12 protein-coding genes are annotated in these 13,803 nt (G+C 67.0%); 11 read left to right on the plus strand and 1 reads right to left on the minus strand.

What is annotated here, in order from left to right:
• The first annotated feature begins 88 nt into the window (after window positions 1–88).
• The 9 genes from LDO22_RS12945 to LDO22_RS12985 all read left to right on the plus strand — a co-directional run bounded on the left by LDO22_RS12945 (window position 89) and on the right by LDO22_RS12985 (window position 9,395).
• The gene (locus LDO22_RS12945; protein WP_224023675.1) at window positions 89–1,480 is read left to right on the plus strand and encodes an HNH endonuclease signature motif containing protein; all 1,392 of its coding nucleotides are present in this window, start codon (window positions 89–91) and stop codon (window positions 1,478–1,480) included.
• Complete coding sequence (locus LDO22_RS12950; protein WP_224023677.1) at window positions 1,467–2,348, plus strand: cytochrome c oxidase assembly protein; 882 nt, start codon at window positions 1,467–1,469, stop codon at window positions 2,346–2,348. The genes LDO22_RS12945 and LDO22_RS12950 overlap by 14 nt, the downstream gene beginning before the upstream one ends.
• 209 nt (window positions 2,349–2,557) lie before the next feature.
• A complete protein-coding gene (locus LDO22_RS12955; RefSeq protein WP_224023679.1) occupies window positions 2,558–3,094 on the plus strand; it encodes a uracil-DNA glycosylase in 537 nt (178 codons plus the stop codon).
• 79 nt (window positions 3,095–3,173) lie between these two features.
• The gene (locus LDO22_RS12960; RefSeq protein WP_224023682.1) at window positions 3,174–3,932 is read left to right on the plus strand and encodes a phosphatase PAP2 family protein; all 759 of its coding nucleotides are present in this window, start codon (window positions 3,174–3,176) and stop codon (window positions 3,930–3,932) included.
• Between the two features lie 9 nt (window positions 3,933–3,941).
• The gene (locus LDO22_RS12965; protein WP_224023684.1) at window positions 3,942–4,592 is read left to right on the plus strand and encodes a DedA family protein; all 651 of its coding nucleotides are present in this window, start codon (window positions 3,942–3,944) and stop codon (window positions 4,590–4,592) included.
• A gap of 41 nt (window positions 4,593–4,633) precedes the next feature.
• Window positions 4,634–5,344: a FadR/GntR family transcriptional regulator gene (locus LDO22_RS12970; protein ID WP_224023686.1), complete on the plus strand. Its 711-nt coding sequence runs from the start codon at window positions 4,634–4,636 to the stop codon at window positions 5,342–5,344.
• A gap of 30 nt (window positions 5,345–5,374) precedes the next feature.
• A complete protein-coding gene (locus LDO22_RS12975) occupies window positions 5,375–6,421 on the plus strand; it encodes an asparaginase (RefSeq protein ID WP_224023688.1) in 1,047 nt (348 codons plus the stop codon).
• Window positions 6,422–6,428: 7 nt separating this feature from the next.
• Entirely contained in the window at window positions 6,429–7,850 is a 1,422-nt protein-coding gene (locus LDO22_RS12980) for an aspartate ammonia-lyase (protein ID WP_224023690.1), read from the plus strand.
• Window positions 7,851–7,880: 30 nt separating this feature from the next.
• On the plus strand, window positions 7,881–9,395 hold the full coding sequence (locus tag LDO22_RS12985) for an amino acid permease (RefSeq protein WP_224023692.1): 1,515 nt from the start codon (window positions 7,881–7,883) through the stop codon (window positions 9,393–9,395).
• Between the two features lie 87 nt (window positions 9,396–9,482).
• Here the strand turns inward: LDO22_RS12985 and ggt are convergent, their stop codons facing one another.
• The gene (ggt, locus tag LDO22_RS12990; protein WP_224023694.1) at window positions 9,483–11,315 is read right to left on the minus strand and encodes a gamma-glutamyltransferase; all 1,833 of its coding nucleotides are present in this window, start codon (window positions 11,313–11,315) and stop codon (window positions 9,483–9,485) included.
• 88 nt (window positions 11,316–11,403) lie between these two features.
• On the opposite strand from ggt, the gene LDO22_RS12995 reads away from it, so the two are divergent.
• Window positions 11,404–12,351: an L-lactate dehydrogenase gene (locus tag LDO22_RS12995; protein ID WP_224023696.1), complete on the plus strand. Its 948-nt coding sequence runs from the start codon at window positions 11,404–11,406 to the stop codon at window positions 12,349–12,351.
• A gap of 122 nt (window positions 12,352–12,473) precedes the next feature.
• Window positions 12,474–13,790 carry a GNAT family N-acetyltransferase gene (locus LDO22_RS13000; RefSeq protein ID WP_224023698.1) on the plus strand — a complete coding sequence of 439 codons (1,317 nt, stop codon included), beginning with the start codon at window positions 12,474–12,476 and terminating at the stop codon, window positions 13,788–13,790.
• The last annotated feature ends 13 nt before the right edge of the window (window positions 13,791–13,803 follow it).

Raw genomic sequence — 13,803 nt, forward strand, 5'->3', positions numbered from 1 at the left:
CATGGCACGGGCCATTGCTGCGTTTGCGTTTTCCACATAGGGACTTTGGGTGGCCGGGATTGTCACACCCTGCTGGAAGACTTTGGCTATGGAAGCGGTTTTGGAATCGGCGGCAGTACAACAGGGGGTGCGGTGCGCCGAACCTTCCAGTGTTGGTCCCACGCCATACCCGCCCGCCGCACCTTCCATTGGGGATGTCCTGGACCTGCTCGCCCGCGTCCCGGTCCCTGGGGATGGTGCGGGCATGATCGAGCAGATTCGTGGGTTGGAGCATCTGAAGTCCTTGGCGGGTGCCCGGCAGGCTGATACCGCTGTCGCTTTTGATTTATCCCAGCGGCGGGAGCAGGCCGAGGCCGGGGTCCCGGCTGACGAGCAGGGCGCCGGGGTCGCGGCGCAGATCGCGTTGGCCCGGCGTGAGTCCCCCGCCCGGGGTTCCCGGTTGCTCGGCCTGGCCAAAACCCTCACCGGCATGCCGCACACGTTCCAGGCGTTCCGGACCGGCCTGTTGAGCGAGTGGCGGGCCACGCTGATCGTGAAAGACACCATCTGCCTGAGCACCGAGGACCGGGCCGGGGTGGATGAGGAACTCGCCGCCGACACCGGCGCCCTGAACGGCCTGGGCGACAGGGCCATCATCGCCGCGGTCCGCGCCGCCGCGTACCGGCGGGACCCCGCCTCGGTCGCGAAGCGCGCCAGCCGGGCCGTGGGCGAGCGGTGCGTGAGCCTGCGCCCGGCCCCGGACACCATGACCTGCCTGACCGCGCTGCTCCCCGCCGCCCAGGGCGTCGCCGCGTACGCCGCGTTGTGCCGGGACGCCGACACCGCCCGCTCGAACGGGGATCACCGGTCCCGGGGCCAGGTCATGGCGGACACCCTCGTCGAACGCGTCACCGGCACCCCCGGCGGGATCAGCGGCGTTCAGATCCAGCTCGTCATGACCGACCACACCCTCCTGCAGGCCGGCGCCGAACCCGCACGACTGCCCGGCTACGGCACCATCCCCGCCGAACAGGCACGAACCATCGCCCTCACAGCCCCTGGTGAGACCGACCTCAACCTCTGGGTCCGCCGGCTCTACACCGCCCCCGGCACCGGCGAACTGGCGGCCATGGACTCCACAGCCCGGCTCTTCCCGCCAGCACTGAAACGCTTCCTGCAGATCCGGGACGACACCTGCCGGACCCCCTACTGCGACGCCCCGATCCGGCACCACGACCACGTCACCCCCTGGCACCACCGCGGACCCACCACCGCCGGAAACGGCCAAGGCCTCTGCGAAGCCTGCAACCACACCAAAGAAACCCCAGGCTGGACAGCCACAACCACCCCCGGCTCACGCCACACCGTGGCGACTACCACCCCCACCGGCCACACCTACCACTCCACAGCACCACCACTCCCCGGCACCCCACCTGCAGGAGGCACACGGTCATGCGGCTCTCAGGAACGGCGGCTAACCTTGGCGCGTGCCACCCCTTGAGATCCTTGTTTCTTCCTGGCAGTTCGACTGGGCCGCCGCGGCTTTCGCCGCCGTGGCCGGCATTCTGTACGGCTGGGGAATACGGTCAGCCGCGCGCCGGGGTCAGGGACGGCCAGTGTGGCGGGCGGTGGCGTTCTACGTCCTGGGCCTGGGCTCATTCATCATCCTCACCTGCGGGTTCACTGGGGTATACGGAGCGCAGCAACGGTGGGCCTTCACCATCAAATTATCCCTGATGCTCTTTGTCGTCCCGTTGCTGATCGGCCTGGGCAAACCGCTAACCCTGGCGCGGGCAGCACTGCCGGCCAAGGGCACAACAGCCTTGGACAAGGTCCTGTCCAGCACGCCCGTACGGTTCGTCAGCAATTCATTTGGCGCACCCCTGCTGGGGCTGGCCCTCTTCTCCACGTTCCTCACGCCGGCCTTCTTCACGCTGCGGACCGACCCCGTGGCAGGCGCCCTCCTCACAGTTGGCGTGCCGCTGCTGGGCATGCTGATGGCACTGCCGATCATCGAAGAGTCCGATTTCCAGCGCTCCAGCGCCTACCTGACCCTTGAATTCATGTTCGTGTTCATCGAGTTGCTGATCGATGCGGTCCCGGGCATCCTGCTGAGCCTCAACGGCCAGGTGCTCGACCACGTGATGTCCGTTCCCAACCCCCAATGGTGGTTCCGGGACGCTCTCCAGGACCAGCAGTTCGCCGGAAATTTGCTGTGGTTCATCTGCGAGGTGCTGGACCTGCCGCTGATCATCCTCATGTTCATCCGCTTCTCACGCAGCGACAAGAGGGAAGCAGGCGCCTTCGACGAACTGACCGACGAGCAGTTCGACGAACTTCAAAACCAGCACCTGCGTGGGCGGCAGTAACCATCCCGCGCCCGCTGCCCGGCACCGGGAAGGGTAGTGCGGAATTCGGTGTGTCCACCCTTTCCCGGGGAAGCGTAGAGTGACATAGGACGCCTGATTCTGGACGCCTCGCTGCCAAGGGAGAAATCGTGACGATTGATTGGGACGAAAAAAAGGCCCTGCTACAGGAACCGAATATCGCGAAGGTAACCCAACTTTGCGATGAGCTGATGGAAAAAAAGCCTGGTTCCACTGTCCCCTATATCGACCCCGTCCACGACGAGGACGAATGCAGGATCATCAGCCTCCAGGCCAGCCCCGGCAAAGGGACCGAGTCCGGGTTCGTCTCCCACAACAACGACGACGAAGCTGCCCGACGCGCCACGCAGATCTATGAGCTGGCCGAGCTGGACCCCCGCTACGTCATGCCGTGGAATGCCTACCCCTGGGTGCGTGAGAGCGGCAGCCCCTCCGCGCTGAGTGTCCAGGAAAAGACCGATGGCCTCCGTCCGTTCCGCCAGTTCCTGAAGATCAATTCCCGCGTCTCCGCCATCATCGCGCACGGCACGGACGCGTCCACATTTCTGACCCTCTTTGAGAAGACCTACCACTCATCGCTGAAGAACAGCGGCATCAAGATCTACAAGGCCTCCGCCCTTGGCGGCAGGGCCTTTGCTGTTTCCGAGGCCAAGCAGGAAGAGCTTCTCGCCAAGAGCATCGAAACCTATCGTGACGCGATGCAGCGGGCGGGCATCCAGCACCTGTAAGGGAAAGTCCCAGGGTTCTTTCAGCCACGCGAGCGCATACTCGTAGGTACCCGGACCAGCGAAAGAACCAGGCTGAACCTTGACGTCCCACACCAACCGCTCCCCCGGGGCGGCATCCCCAGCAGAGGCTGCAGCCGTACGCATGGCGGCCCTGCCCCAGCTCCGGCACTGGATTGCCGTGCCGGTCACGGCGGCTGTCCTGATCGTGGCCGCCGGCCTGGCCCTGCGGTTCATTCCGGCGCTGACGTCTGCGGACATGTCCGTGGATGCCGAGCTGAGCCGTGACCACACGGCGCCGCTGACGGGTGTGGCCATGTTCATCAATGTGGTGTTCAGCCCGGCAGGGGGCGTGCTGATGATCGCCGCCCTGTGCCTGTACCTGCTGCTGGTACGCCGGAGTCCTGTCAACGCGGTTGCCACAGGGCTAGTCGCTGCCGGAGGCTGGGTCAGCAGCGAACTGTTCAAAGTACTCGTGGCCAGGCACCGGCCGGACTCCACCGCCCTGTTCAACCCGCTGATCCCCGAACCGGGAACGGACAGCTTCCCGAGCGGACACGTGGCACTGGCCTCCGCGCTGGCCATCTCCGTCTACCTGCTGGCCCGCGGCACCAAGTGGCAGCGGCCCGCGGCCATTATCGGGATCGTCGTGGCGGTTGCCGTCGCATTCTCGCGCGTCTACCTCGGGGTGCACTATCCCACCGACGTCACGGCGTCCTTCCTCACGGCAGCCACCGGTGCGGCGTTCCTGACAGGCTTGTGGAACCGGTTTGGCCTGGCGCTGCTGGCCCGCATACCGTTCCTGGCGAAACTGGGCCCCGTCCCGGCACCCCAGGCCTGATCCACTGTCATGACGGGCTTCATTGACGGACTCCTGAACGTCAGCCCGCTTGTGGCGTACATCGCCGTCTTTTGCCTGGTATTCGCGGAGGACGCCTTGTTCGTGGGCTTCGTCATCCCCGGTGAAACCGCCGCCGTCCTGGGCGGAGTGGTGGCCAGCCGGGGCGAAGTGCAGCTGGGCACCATGATGGCCCTGGTGGTGTGCGCGGCCGTCATCGGCGACAGCGTGGGCTACGAGGTGGGCAAGCACCTGGGCGGCCGGCTTATGAAGACGAGGCTGCTGGCCCGCCACTCCGGGAGGCTGGAAAACGCTCAGGACTTCCTCCGGCGCAGAGGCGGGTCCGCTGTGTTCCTGGGCCGCTTCACCGCCTTTTTCCGCGCCGTCATGCCCGCCCTGGCCGGCACGTCCCGGATGCCCTACGGCCGCTTCATCGCCTACAACGCTGCGGGCGGCGTGGCCTGGGGCATCGGCTTCGTCCTGCTGGGCTTCCTCGCCGGCAACTCGTACGAGACCGTCGCCCAGGCAGTGGGCCGGGACCTCGCCGTCGTGATCGCCTTAGTGGCGGTGGCGGCGCTCGTCGCCTGGCATGTCCGTTCACGACGGCGGCAGCAACGGCGGCGCCCGGCCAGCCAAGGGCGGGACAAGGGCCCGAATTCATAGAAGGGTTTGACAGCAACTGTGACCAGTGCCATATTTAAGGCGTGAACCTGTCAGACAGCCGGACAGCAGGACAGCCTGCATCGTTCCGCCCCCTTGCCCGGCTGAGCGCTGCCGAGGCGGTGTTCAACGCCATCCGCCAGGACATCGAATCGGGCGGCATCCCGGTGGGGAGCAAACTCAGCTCGGAAGCCACCCTCTCGCAGCAGTACGGAGTAAGCCGCTCGGTAATCCGGGAAGCCCTCCGCTCCTGCACCGCCCTGGGCCTGACGGTCACGCGGACCGGCAAGGGCACCTTTGTCATTGCCAGCAAGGTGGCCAACGACCTCACGTTGGGCCAGTACTCCGCCCGCGACCTTACCGAAGCCCGCCCCCACATCGAAATTCCCGCCGCCGGACTGGCCGCAGAGCGTCGAACGGAGGAGGAACTGGACACCCTCCGCCACATCATGGGTGCTATGGCCACCGAAACGGATCCGGAATCCTGGGTAGCCCTGGACTCCACCTTCCACGCCACCATCGCCCGCGCCAGCGGCAACAAAGTGTTCGCAAGCGTCGTGGCTGACATCCGGGACGCGCTGGCGCATCAATCCGAGACCCTGAACATGGTGGCAGACCGCCAACATGCTTCCGATATTGAGCACCAGCAGATCCTTGCCGCCATCGAGACAGGCTCCGCGGAAGAGGCCCGCGCCGCCATGGCCCACCACCTGGAGGCCGTGGGCGTGGCCCTGGACTCCATCCTCAACAGCTAGCAAGATCCAACCAACCCTCCCAAGGACCCCATGCCATCCCCCGTGTTTTCTGCTGCCCACACTGCTGCCCCGGCCGGGCTGTCCCTGCCGCAGCACACCCCACTGGTCGCCGCCGTCCGTGACGGCCTCGTGGAAAGTGTCCACTACGGCTCCGCGCTTGCCCTCGCGGCGGACGGCACAGTGGCGGCATCGGCAGGGGACCCCCTGGCACCGTTCTACCCCCGGTCAGCGCTCAAACCCCTCCAGGCAGTGGCCATGGTCCGCGCCTGCCTTGAGCTTCCCGCCGACCTCCTGGCACTGGCCGCGGCAAGCCATTCAGGTGCGGCAGAACACCGCGACGGCGCGCTGCGCATCCTCGAAGTGCACGGACTTGCCCCCACGGACCTGGAAAACAGCACCGACCTGCCCTACGGCACGGTCGAACGGGAAGACTGGCTCCGCACCGGCGGCAGCGCTACCCGGATCACCCAGAACTGCTCCGGAAAGCACGCTGCCATGGTGGCCACCTGCCTGATCAACGGGTGGCCCGTCCAGGGCTACCTCGATGCCTCCCATCCGCTGCAGCAGCTGGTGGCCCGGACCGTCACCGACCTCACCGGCGAGGAGCCGGCCGCCGTCAGCACCGACGGCTGCGGCACTCCCTTGTTCGCCCTCACGCTGCGCGGCATGGCCCGCGCCTTCGGCCGGATCGCCCAGGCTGCAGCGGACGACGACGGCAGCCCGGAAGCCGCCGTCGGGCTCGCCATGCAGCAGCACCCCGGGATGGTGGCCGGGGACGGCCGCGACGTCACCGCACTGATGCGCCTGCTTCCCGGGGCCGTGGCCAAGGACGGCTTTGAAGGCGTGCAGCTGGTGGGCCTGCCCGACGGCAGTGCCGTGGCCGTCAAGATTTCCGACGGCGGCGACCGCGCCCGGATGCCCGCCACCGTCCGCCTGCTGGAGGCGCTGGGCGTGGAGACGGAGCCGCTTGCCGGCATCGCCACGGCCCCGGTGCTGGGCGGCGGCCACGAGGTGGGCCGGCTGCTGGCCACCGACTTCCTGAATCACTTGTCCGCACCCGTCAACGAAGCCCTGTAAGGACACCATGACAACCATCGAAACCGCCGCACCCGCACAGGTCCGGTCCGAGCACGACCTCCTCGGCGACCGGGACGTGCCCGTGCACGCCTACTGGGGCGTGCACACGCTCCGCGCCGTGGAGAACTTTCCCATCACCGGCCAGAAGCTGTCCTCCAACATGCACCTGGTCCGCGGGCTTGCCGCCGTGAAACTGGCCGCCGCCCGCACCAACCGCGAGCTCGGCCTGCTGGACGCCGAACGCGCCGACGCCATCGAGCAGGCATGCCAGGACGTCATGGCCGGCCGCCTGGCCGACCAGTTCGTGGTGGACGTCGTCCAGGGCGGTGCCGGGACGTCGTCGAACATGAACGCCAACGAGGTCATCGCCAACCGGGCCCTGGAAATCCTGGGACACCCCAAGGGCGACTACGCGCGGCTGCACCCCAACGACCACGTCAACCTCAGCCAGTCCACCAACGACGTGTACCCCACGGCCGTGAAGCTGGGCACCATCTTCGCCGCCCGGGAACTGCTGGCAGCCCTCGAAGAACTCGAGGATGCCTGCGCTGCCAAGGCACTGGAATTCCGCACCGTAGTGAAGATGGGCCGCACCCAGCTCCAGGACGCCGTGCCCATGACCCTGGGCCAGGAGTTCGGCAGCTACGCCGTGACCATCGGCGAGGACCGGCTGCGCCTGGCGGAGGCCGAGCTGCTGATCCACGAGATCAACCTCGGCGCCACCGCCATCGGCACCGGCCTGAACGCCCCTGCCGGCTACGCCGCAACAGCCTGCCGGCACCTGGCGGAGATCACCGGGCTGCCCCTGGTGACCGCCGTGGACCTCATCGAAGCCACCCAGGACGTGGGCGCCTTCGTGCACCTGTCCGGCGTGCTCAAGCGCGTTGCCGTGAAGCTGTCCAAGATCTGCAACGACCTGCGCCTGCTCTCCTCCGGCCCGCGTGCCGGCTTCGGTGAAATCAACCTGCCGGCCGTGCAGTCCGGCTCCTCCATCATGCCCGGCAAGATCAACCCGGTCATCCCGGAGGTGGTCTCGCAGGTGGCCTACGAGGTGATCGGCAACGACGTCACCATCACCATGGCCGCCGAGGCCGGGCAGCTGCAGCTCAACGCCTTCGAACCGATCATTGTCCACAGCCTCCACAAGAGCATCTCCCACCTCGAGGCAGCCTGCCGCACCCTTACGGCCCGCTGCATCCGGGGAATCACCGCCAACACCGACCACCTGCGCCGCACCGTGGAGCAGTCCATCGGCCTGGTCACCGCTTTGAACCCCCACCTCGGCTACACCACGGCCACGGCCATCGCGCAGGAAGCACTTGCCACCGGCAAGGGCGTGGCCGAGCTGGTCCTGGAACACGGGCTCCTCACCGACGCCCAGCTCCAGGAACTCCTGAGCCCCGAACGCCTGGCAAACCTCAGCAAGTAGTCCCCCAACTGCTCCCCGAAGGACACCCCCATGACTAATACTCCCCTTCCAGACCACTTGATTGATGGTGGTCACGCGCATGCGTCCGAGACCTCCCTGCACGCGGAGGACAAGGGTTACCACAAGAACCTGAAGCCGCGGCAGATCCAGATGATCGCGATTGGCGGTGCGATCGGTACCGGCCTGTTCCTGGGCGCCGGCGGCCGGCTCAACGCCGCGGGCCCGTCCCTGGTCATCGCGTACGCGGTGTGCGGGTTCTTCGCGTTCCTGATCCTGCGCGCGCTGGGCGAACTGGTCCTGCACCGGCCTTCCTCGGGCTCGTTCGTTTCCTACGCCCGTGAATTCTTCGGTGAAAAAGCCGCGTTCGTCTCCGGCTGGTTCTACTGGATCAACTGGGCCACCACCACCATCGTGGACATCACCGCCGCCGCCCTCTACATGCACTTCTTCGGCAACTACGTCCCCTGGATGGCCGATGTCCCGCAGTGGGCCTGGGCACTGACCGCCCTCGTCGTGGTCCTGGCCCTGAACCTGGTCTCCGTGAAGGTCTTCGGCGAAATGGAATTCTGGTTCGCCCTGATCAAGGTCGCCGCCCTCGTCGCCTTCCTCATCATCGGCACCTACTTCGTCATCTTCGGCACCCCCGTGGACGGCCAGCAGGTCGGCATCAGCCTCCTGTCCGATAACGGCGGGATCTTCCCCAACGGCCTGCTGCCCATGATCATCCTCATGCAGGGCGTCCTGTTCGCCTACGCCTCCATCGAACTCATCGGCACCGCCGCCGGCGAAACCGAGAACCCCGAAAAAATCATGCCCAAGGCCATCAACTCCGTGGTCTTCCGCATCGCCGTGTTCTACGTCGGCTCCGTGATCCTCCTGGCCCTGCTGCTGCCCTTCACCTCCTACCAAAAAGGCGTCAGCCCCTTCGTGACGTTCTTCGGCTCCATCGGCGTCCAGGGCGTGGACGTCATCATGAACCTCGTGGTCCTCACCGCAGCCCTGTCCTCCCTGAACGCCGGGCTCTACTCCACGGGCCGGATCCTGCGTTCCATGTCCGTCAACGGCTCCGCGCCCAAGTTCGCCTCCCGCATGAACAAGGCAGGCGTCCCGTACGGCGGCATCGCCATCACCGCCGTCGTCTCCCTCCTCGGGGTCCCGCTGAACTACCTCGTCCCGGCCGAAGCCTTCGAAATCGTCCTGAACATCGCCTCCGTCGGCATCATCATGACCTGGGCCACCATCGTGCTGTGCCAGATCCAGCTCAAACGCTGGGCCGACAAAGGCTGGGTCGAACGCCCCTCCTTCCGGATGTTCGGCGCCCCCTACACCGGCTACCTCTCCCTGCTCTTCCTCGTCGGCGTCCTCATCATGGTCTTCATCGACTCACCCCTGACCATGCTCGTCACCGCCATCGCGTCCGTCCTCATGGTCCTCGGCTGGTACGCCTGCCGCCACCGCATCCGCCAAATCGCCGAAACCCGCGAAGGCTTCACCGGGACGTCCCCGGTGGTGGCCAACGCGGCGGCTGACACCTTCAAGAAGTAACTGCCTTAAACGTCCGACGGCGGCACCTGGGTTCTGGAAGTCCGGAACCCAAGTGCCGCCGTCGGGGTTTAAAGGTGGCTCACCCCGTCACTTGGACGGCTTGACCACCATGGCTGATCCGCCGCCGCGCCTGACCGGCTCGGCTGCGGCCAGGGTCCGTCCGTCGTCGAGGAACTCGATGGCGGTGGCGGCCCCGATCTCCGAGGCGGACGTGAACGAGTCACCCGACGGCGTCAGGATGTGGCCGAACCGGGACGTCAGGGCCGGGCCGTACTTGTCGATGAACGCCGGCTCTGCGGTTACCTTCTCGGTGTTCCGCTGGGAAGCCCGGGGGGCCGCAATGGCATCCGGGATGCTCATGCCCAGGTCAATGCGGTTGACGATGGTCTGCAGGACCGTGGTGATGATGGTGGAGCCGCCCGGGGAGCCCAGTGCCAGGAACGGCTTGCCGTCCTCGAGCAGGATGGTGGGCGACATGGACGACCGCGGCCGCTTGCCCGGCTCAATCCGGTTGGGGTCCTCGGCGCTGTAAACCGTGGAGAAGTCGGTGAGCTCGTTGTTGAGCAGGAACCCGCGGCCGGGAACAACCATGCCGGAGCCGCCGGTCTGTTCAATGGTCAGCGTGTACTCCACCACGTTGCCCCACTTGTCCGAGACGGTCATGTTGGTGGTGGAGATGTTCTCTGTGTCCTTCTCATCGGCGAGCGCGGCCGGTTCCGCCGGGCAGCTTCCGTCGTAGGAGGTGACGTTGCCGGGCTTCACGGGTTTGGGTGCCGCATGGTTGGGGTCAAGCTCGCAGGCGCGTTCCTTGCCGAAGACGGGATCGGTCAGCGCTTCGGTGGGCACGTCCACGAAGGCGGGGTCACCCACATATTTTCCCCTGTCCGCGAAGGCCAGGGCGCTGGCCTCCAGATAGTGGTGCAGCACGGCCGGCTGGTCATTCTTCAGTGCCGGCAGGTCGAACACGTCCAGGATGTTCAGCGACTCCCCCACCGTGGTGCCGCCACTGCTTGAAGGTGCCATGCCGTAAACGTCATAGCCGCGGTAGTTCACGTGCGTCGGGTCCTGGTCCAGGGCCTCGTAGCCGGCCAGGTCATCGGTGGTCATGGAACCCACGGGGACGGGGAGCTTGGTGTCCGGGGACTTGGGCGGGTTCTGGACCGTCTTGGCGATTTCCTCCGCGAGCGGGCCGGTGTAGAACGCGCCCATGCCCTTGCGGGCCAGCAGGCGGTAGGTGTCCGCGAGGTCGTGGTTCTGGAAGACCGAGCCCACTTCGGGCAGCTTGCCGCCCTGCAGGTACAGGTCCTTGGTGGAGGTGAAGGCCTCGAACCTCGCCTGGTTGTCTGCGGTCTGGCTGCGGAACGTCTCATCCACCACGAACCCGCGGTCTGCCACCTTGATGGCAGGTTTCAGTGCGTCCCCCAGGCTGATGCTGCCCCAGCGTTCCAGTGCCCGCTCCCAGGTGGCGGGCGTACCGGGAACGCCCACGGAGACGCCACTGGTGACGAGCTCCGGGGTGAACCGGTACGGCTTGCCGGTGGCGGGATCGATGAAGGCATCCTGCTTGATTCCTGCCGGCGCCGTTTCCCGGCCGTCGATGGTGCTGACCTTTCCGGACTTGGCGTCGTAGTAGACGAAATAGCCGCCACCACCGATCCCGGCGCTGTACGGCTCGGTGACTCCAAGCGTGGCTGCCGCGGCAACGGCCGCATCCACCGCGTTCCCGCCCTTGCGGAGGACCTCGATGGCTGCCGCTGATGCTTCCGGGTCCACCGTACTGACCGCGCCGCCGTAGCCGGTGGCCGTGGGGTCCTTGTCTGTCTGCCGCGGATCGGCCGAAGCGGGGCTGATGGCCCCCGTGGTGACGCTCATCGCCAGCGCCGCAGTAACAGCTGCGAGCCGGCGTCCCAGATGTGGCATGGTGGCTCCTAAAGGGGATGTTGAGTGATGTGGGCCACGCTACTCTTCGGGTAGGACACACTCAACGACTCCGGGAAGGAAGGGCATCATGCCAGGATCCAAACTCGCGGTGGTGGGCGCCGGCAGCGTCGGCACTTCGCTGGCATACGCGGCACTGATCCGTGGTTCGGCCAGCAGCATCGCCTTGTTCGATGTCAACGCGCCCAAGGCGGAGGCGGAAGCCCTGGACCTTGCCCATGGCAGCCAGTTCGCTGCGGCGTCGGCCACGGTTGCGGGCGGCGGGGATACCGCTGTCACGGAAGGCGCCGACGTCGTGGTCATCACGGCCGGCGCCAAGCAGAACCCGGGCCAGAGCCGGCTGGACCTGGCCGGCACCAATGTGCGGATCCTGGAACAGCTGATGCCGCCGCTGCTTGAGCGGGCACCGGACGCCGTCTATGTCCTGGTGACCAACCCGTGCGACGTCCTGACGGTGGCGGCCCAGCGTATTTCCGGACTGCCCCCGCAACGGATCTTCTCCTCCGGCACCGTTCTGGACACGTCCCGGCTGCGCTGGCTGCTGGCCCGCCGGGCAGGGGTTTCCGTCTCCAGCGTCCACGCAAGCATGGTGGGCGAGCACGGCGACACCGAATTCCCGCTCTGGTCCGGCGCCACTATTGGCCCGGTGCCGATCCGCGAGTGGACAGAAGGCGGCGAGCGGATCTTCACGCCCGAATACCTCGCCGGCACTGCCACGGAAGTGGTGCAGGCCGCCTACAAGGTCATCGCCGGCAAGGGCGCCACAAACTACGCCATCGGCCTGTCCGGCGCCCGCATCGTGGAGGCGCTCCTGCGCGACGACAATGCCGTCCTGCCGGTTTCCACCGTCCTGTCGGGGCTTCACGGTATCTCCGGGGTGGCCCTGTCCCTGCCCAGCGTGGTGGGCCGCGGCGGCGTGCACCGCGTCCTGGAAACGCCCATGGACGACGGCGAACTGGCGGCACTGCGGCACTCCGCGGACACCCTGCGCCACACCATGGACGCGCTGGGCCTCTGAAAGGAAGTCATGCAACGCCGCCGCAACCCTCCCGGGCGACGGGTTCGCATAAGCTCACTTCCAGGTGCCAAACGCTGACCCGAACACGGCTGGCTCAACGACGAACCAACAGGAGTAGACCCATGACCAACTGGCGGATCAGGGATTTCCATTCGGCTGACCTGGACGGCATCCTGCACCTGTGGGAGACGCTGAAGGCCAACAACGTCGAGCCCGTCTACGCCCTGTCCGAGGTCCTCGCCTCCTGCGAGAAGGACCACGCCGTGGTGGCGGTGCTGGGTGAGCAGGTGGTGGGCGCCGCCGTCGGACGTGCCGCCCACGACCAGGGCTGGATCGTGTTCCTGGCCACCCTGCCCGAGTACCGCGGCCGCGGCATCGGCACCTCACTGTTGGCCGCCGTCGAAAACCGCATGGCCCCGCACGGCCTGAACAAGCTCTCGGCGCTGATGCCGGAATCCGAAACCCGGGTAGAGGCCTTCCTGGGCCGCGGCTTCGCACTCAAGAAGAACCTCCGCTACTTCGAACGCACCATCCCGGTCCAGCGCCAGGAGCTGGGCGCCCTCGGCCAGCTCGGCGGCCGCGTCCTGGCCCGCGACCTGTGGGAAAACGTGGCCGGCATGCGCAAGGAAAAGGAACTGCTCGAACGCCGCCTGGTGCTTCCGCTCGCCGAGGCGGACCTGGCTGATGAATTCGGCGTGGTGCCGCCGCGCGCCGTCGTCCTGTTCGGCCCGCCCGGCACGGGCAAGACCACCTTCGCCAAGGCCATCGCGTCCCGGCTCGAATGGCCGTTCGTGGAAGTGTTCCCCTCCCGGCTGGCCGGCGATCCCCAGGGGCTTGCCGGCGCGCTCCGCGAAACCTTCCTGGAGATCGCCGAGCTGGAGCACGCCGTGGTGTTCATCGACGAGGTGGAGGAGATCGCCTCCCAGCGTGCCGGGGATCCGCCGTCGCCGCTGCAGGGCGTCACCAACGAGCTGCTGAAGATCATCCCCGCGTTCCGCGAACAGCCCGGCAGGCTCCTGGTCTGCGCCACCAACTTCATCCGCGCCCTGGACTCGGCGTTCCTGCGCCACGGCCGGTTCGACTACGTCATTCCCATTGGGCTGCCGGACCGGCAGGCGCGGGAGGCGATGTGGCAGCGCTTCATCCCCGCGGCCGTGGTGGACGCCGTTGACGTGGAACTGCTCGTGGAACGCACGGAGGGCTTTTCGCCGGCGGACATTGAGTACGCGGCCCGCAGCGCGTCCCAGCGGGCCCTGGAGAAAGCAGTGTACGACGACGGCGGGCTGGCCTCGGGAGGCGACGTCTCGGTCCGGGAGGCGGTCCGGAAGGGTCCCTCCACCCAGGACTACCTCGACGCCATCGGGGATACCCGGACCACCGTAAGCCCCGAGGTGCAGGCCGACTTCCTGGAGGACATCGAAGCCCTGGGACGGGTGTAGCCTGCCGGCCTTC

This window comes from Arthrobacter sp. NicSoilC5 (genome assembly GCF_019977395.1).
GTDB lineage: Bacteria > Actinomycetota > Actinomycetes > Actinomycetales > Micrococcaceae > Arthrobacter.

What these genes read in the sequence shown, in the direction of transcription:
- LDO22_RS12945 (WP_224023675.1), top strand. Translation starts at nt 89, where the DNA reads ATGGAAGCGGTTTTGGAATCGGCGGCAGTACAACAGGGGGTGCGGTGC.
- LDO22_RS12955 (WP_224023679.1), top strand. Translation starts at nt 2,558, where the DNA reads ATGGAAAAAAAGCCTGGTTCCACTGTCCCCTATATCGACCCCGTCCAC.
- LDO22_RS12965 (WP_224023684.1), top strand. Translation starts at nt 3,942, where the DNA reads ATGACGGGCTTCATTGACGGACTCCTGAACGTCAGCCCGCTTGTGGCG.
- LDO22_RS12975 (WP_224023688.1), top strand. Translation starts at nt 5,375, where the DNA reads ATGCCATCCCCCGTGTTTTCTGCTGCCCACACTGCTGCCCCGGCCGGG.
- LDO22_RS12980 (WP_224023690.1), top strand. Translation starts at nt 6,429, where the DNA reads ATGACAACCATCGAAACCGCCGCACCCGCACAGGTCCGGTCCGAGCAC.
- LDO22_RS12985 (WP_224023692.1), top strand. Translation starts at nt 7,881, where the DNA reads ATGACTAATACTCCCCTTCCAGACCACTTGATTGATGGTGGTCACGCG.
- ggt (WP_224023694.1), bottom strand. Translation starts at nt 11,315, where the DNA reads ATGCCACATCTGGGACGCCGGCTCGCAGCTGTTACTGCGGCGCTGGCG.
- LDO22_RS12995 (WP_224023696.1), top strand. Translation starts at nt 11,404, where the DNA reads ATGCCAGGATCCAAACTCGCGGTGGTGGGCGCCGGCAGCGTCGGCACT.
- LDO22_RS13000 (WP_224023698.1), top strand. Translation starts at nt 12,474, where the DNA reads ATGACCAACTGGCGGATCAGGGATTTCCATTCGGCTGACCTGGACGGC.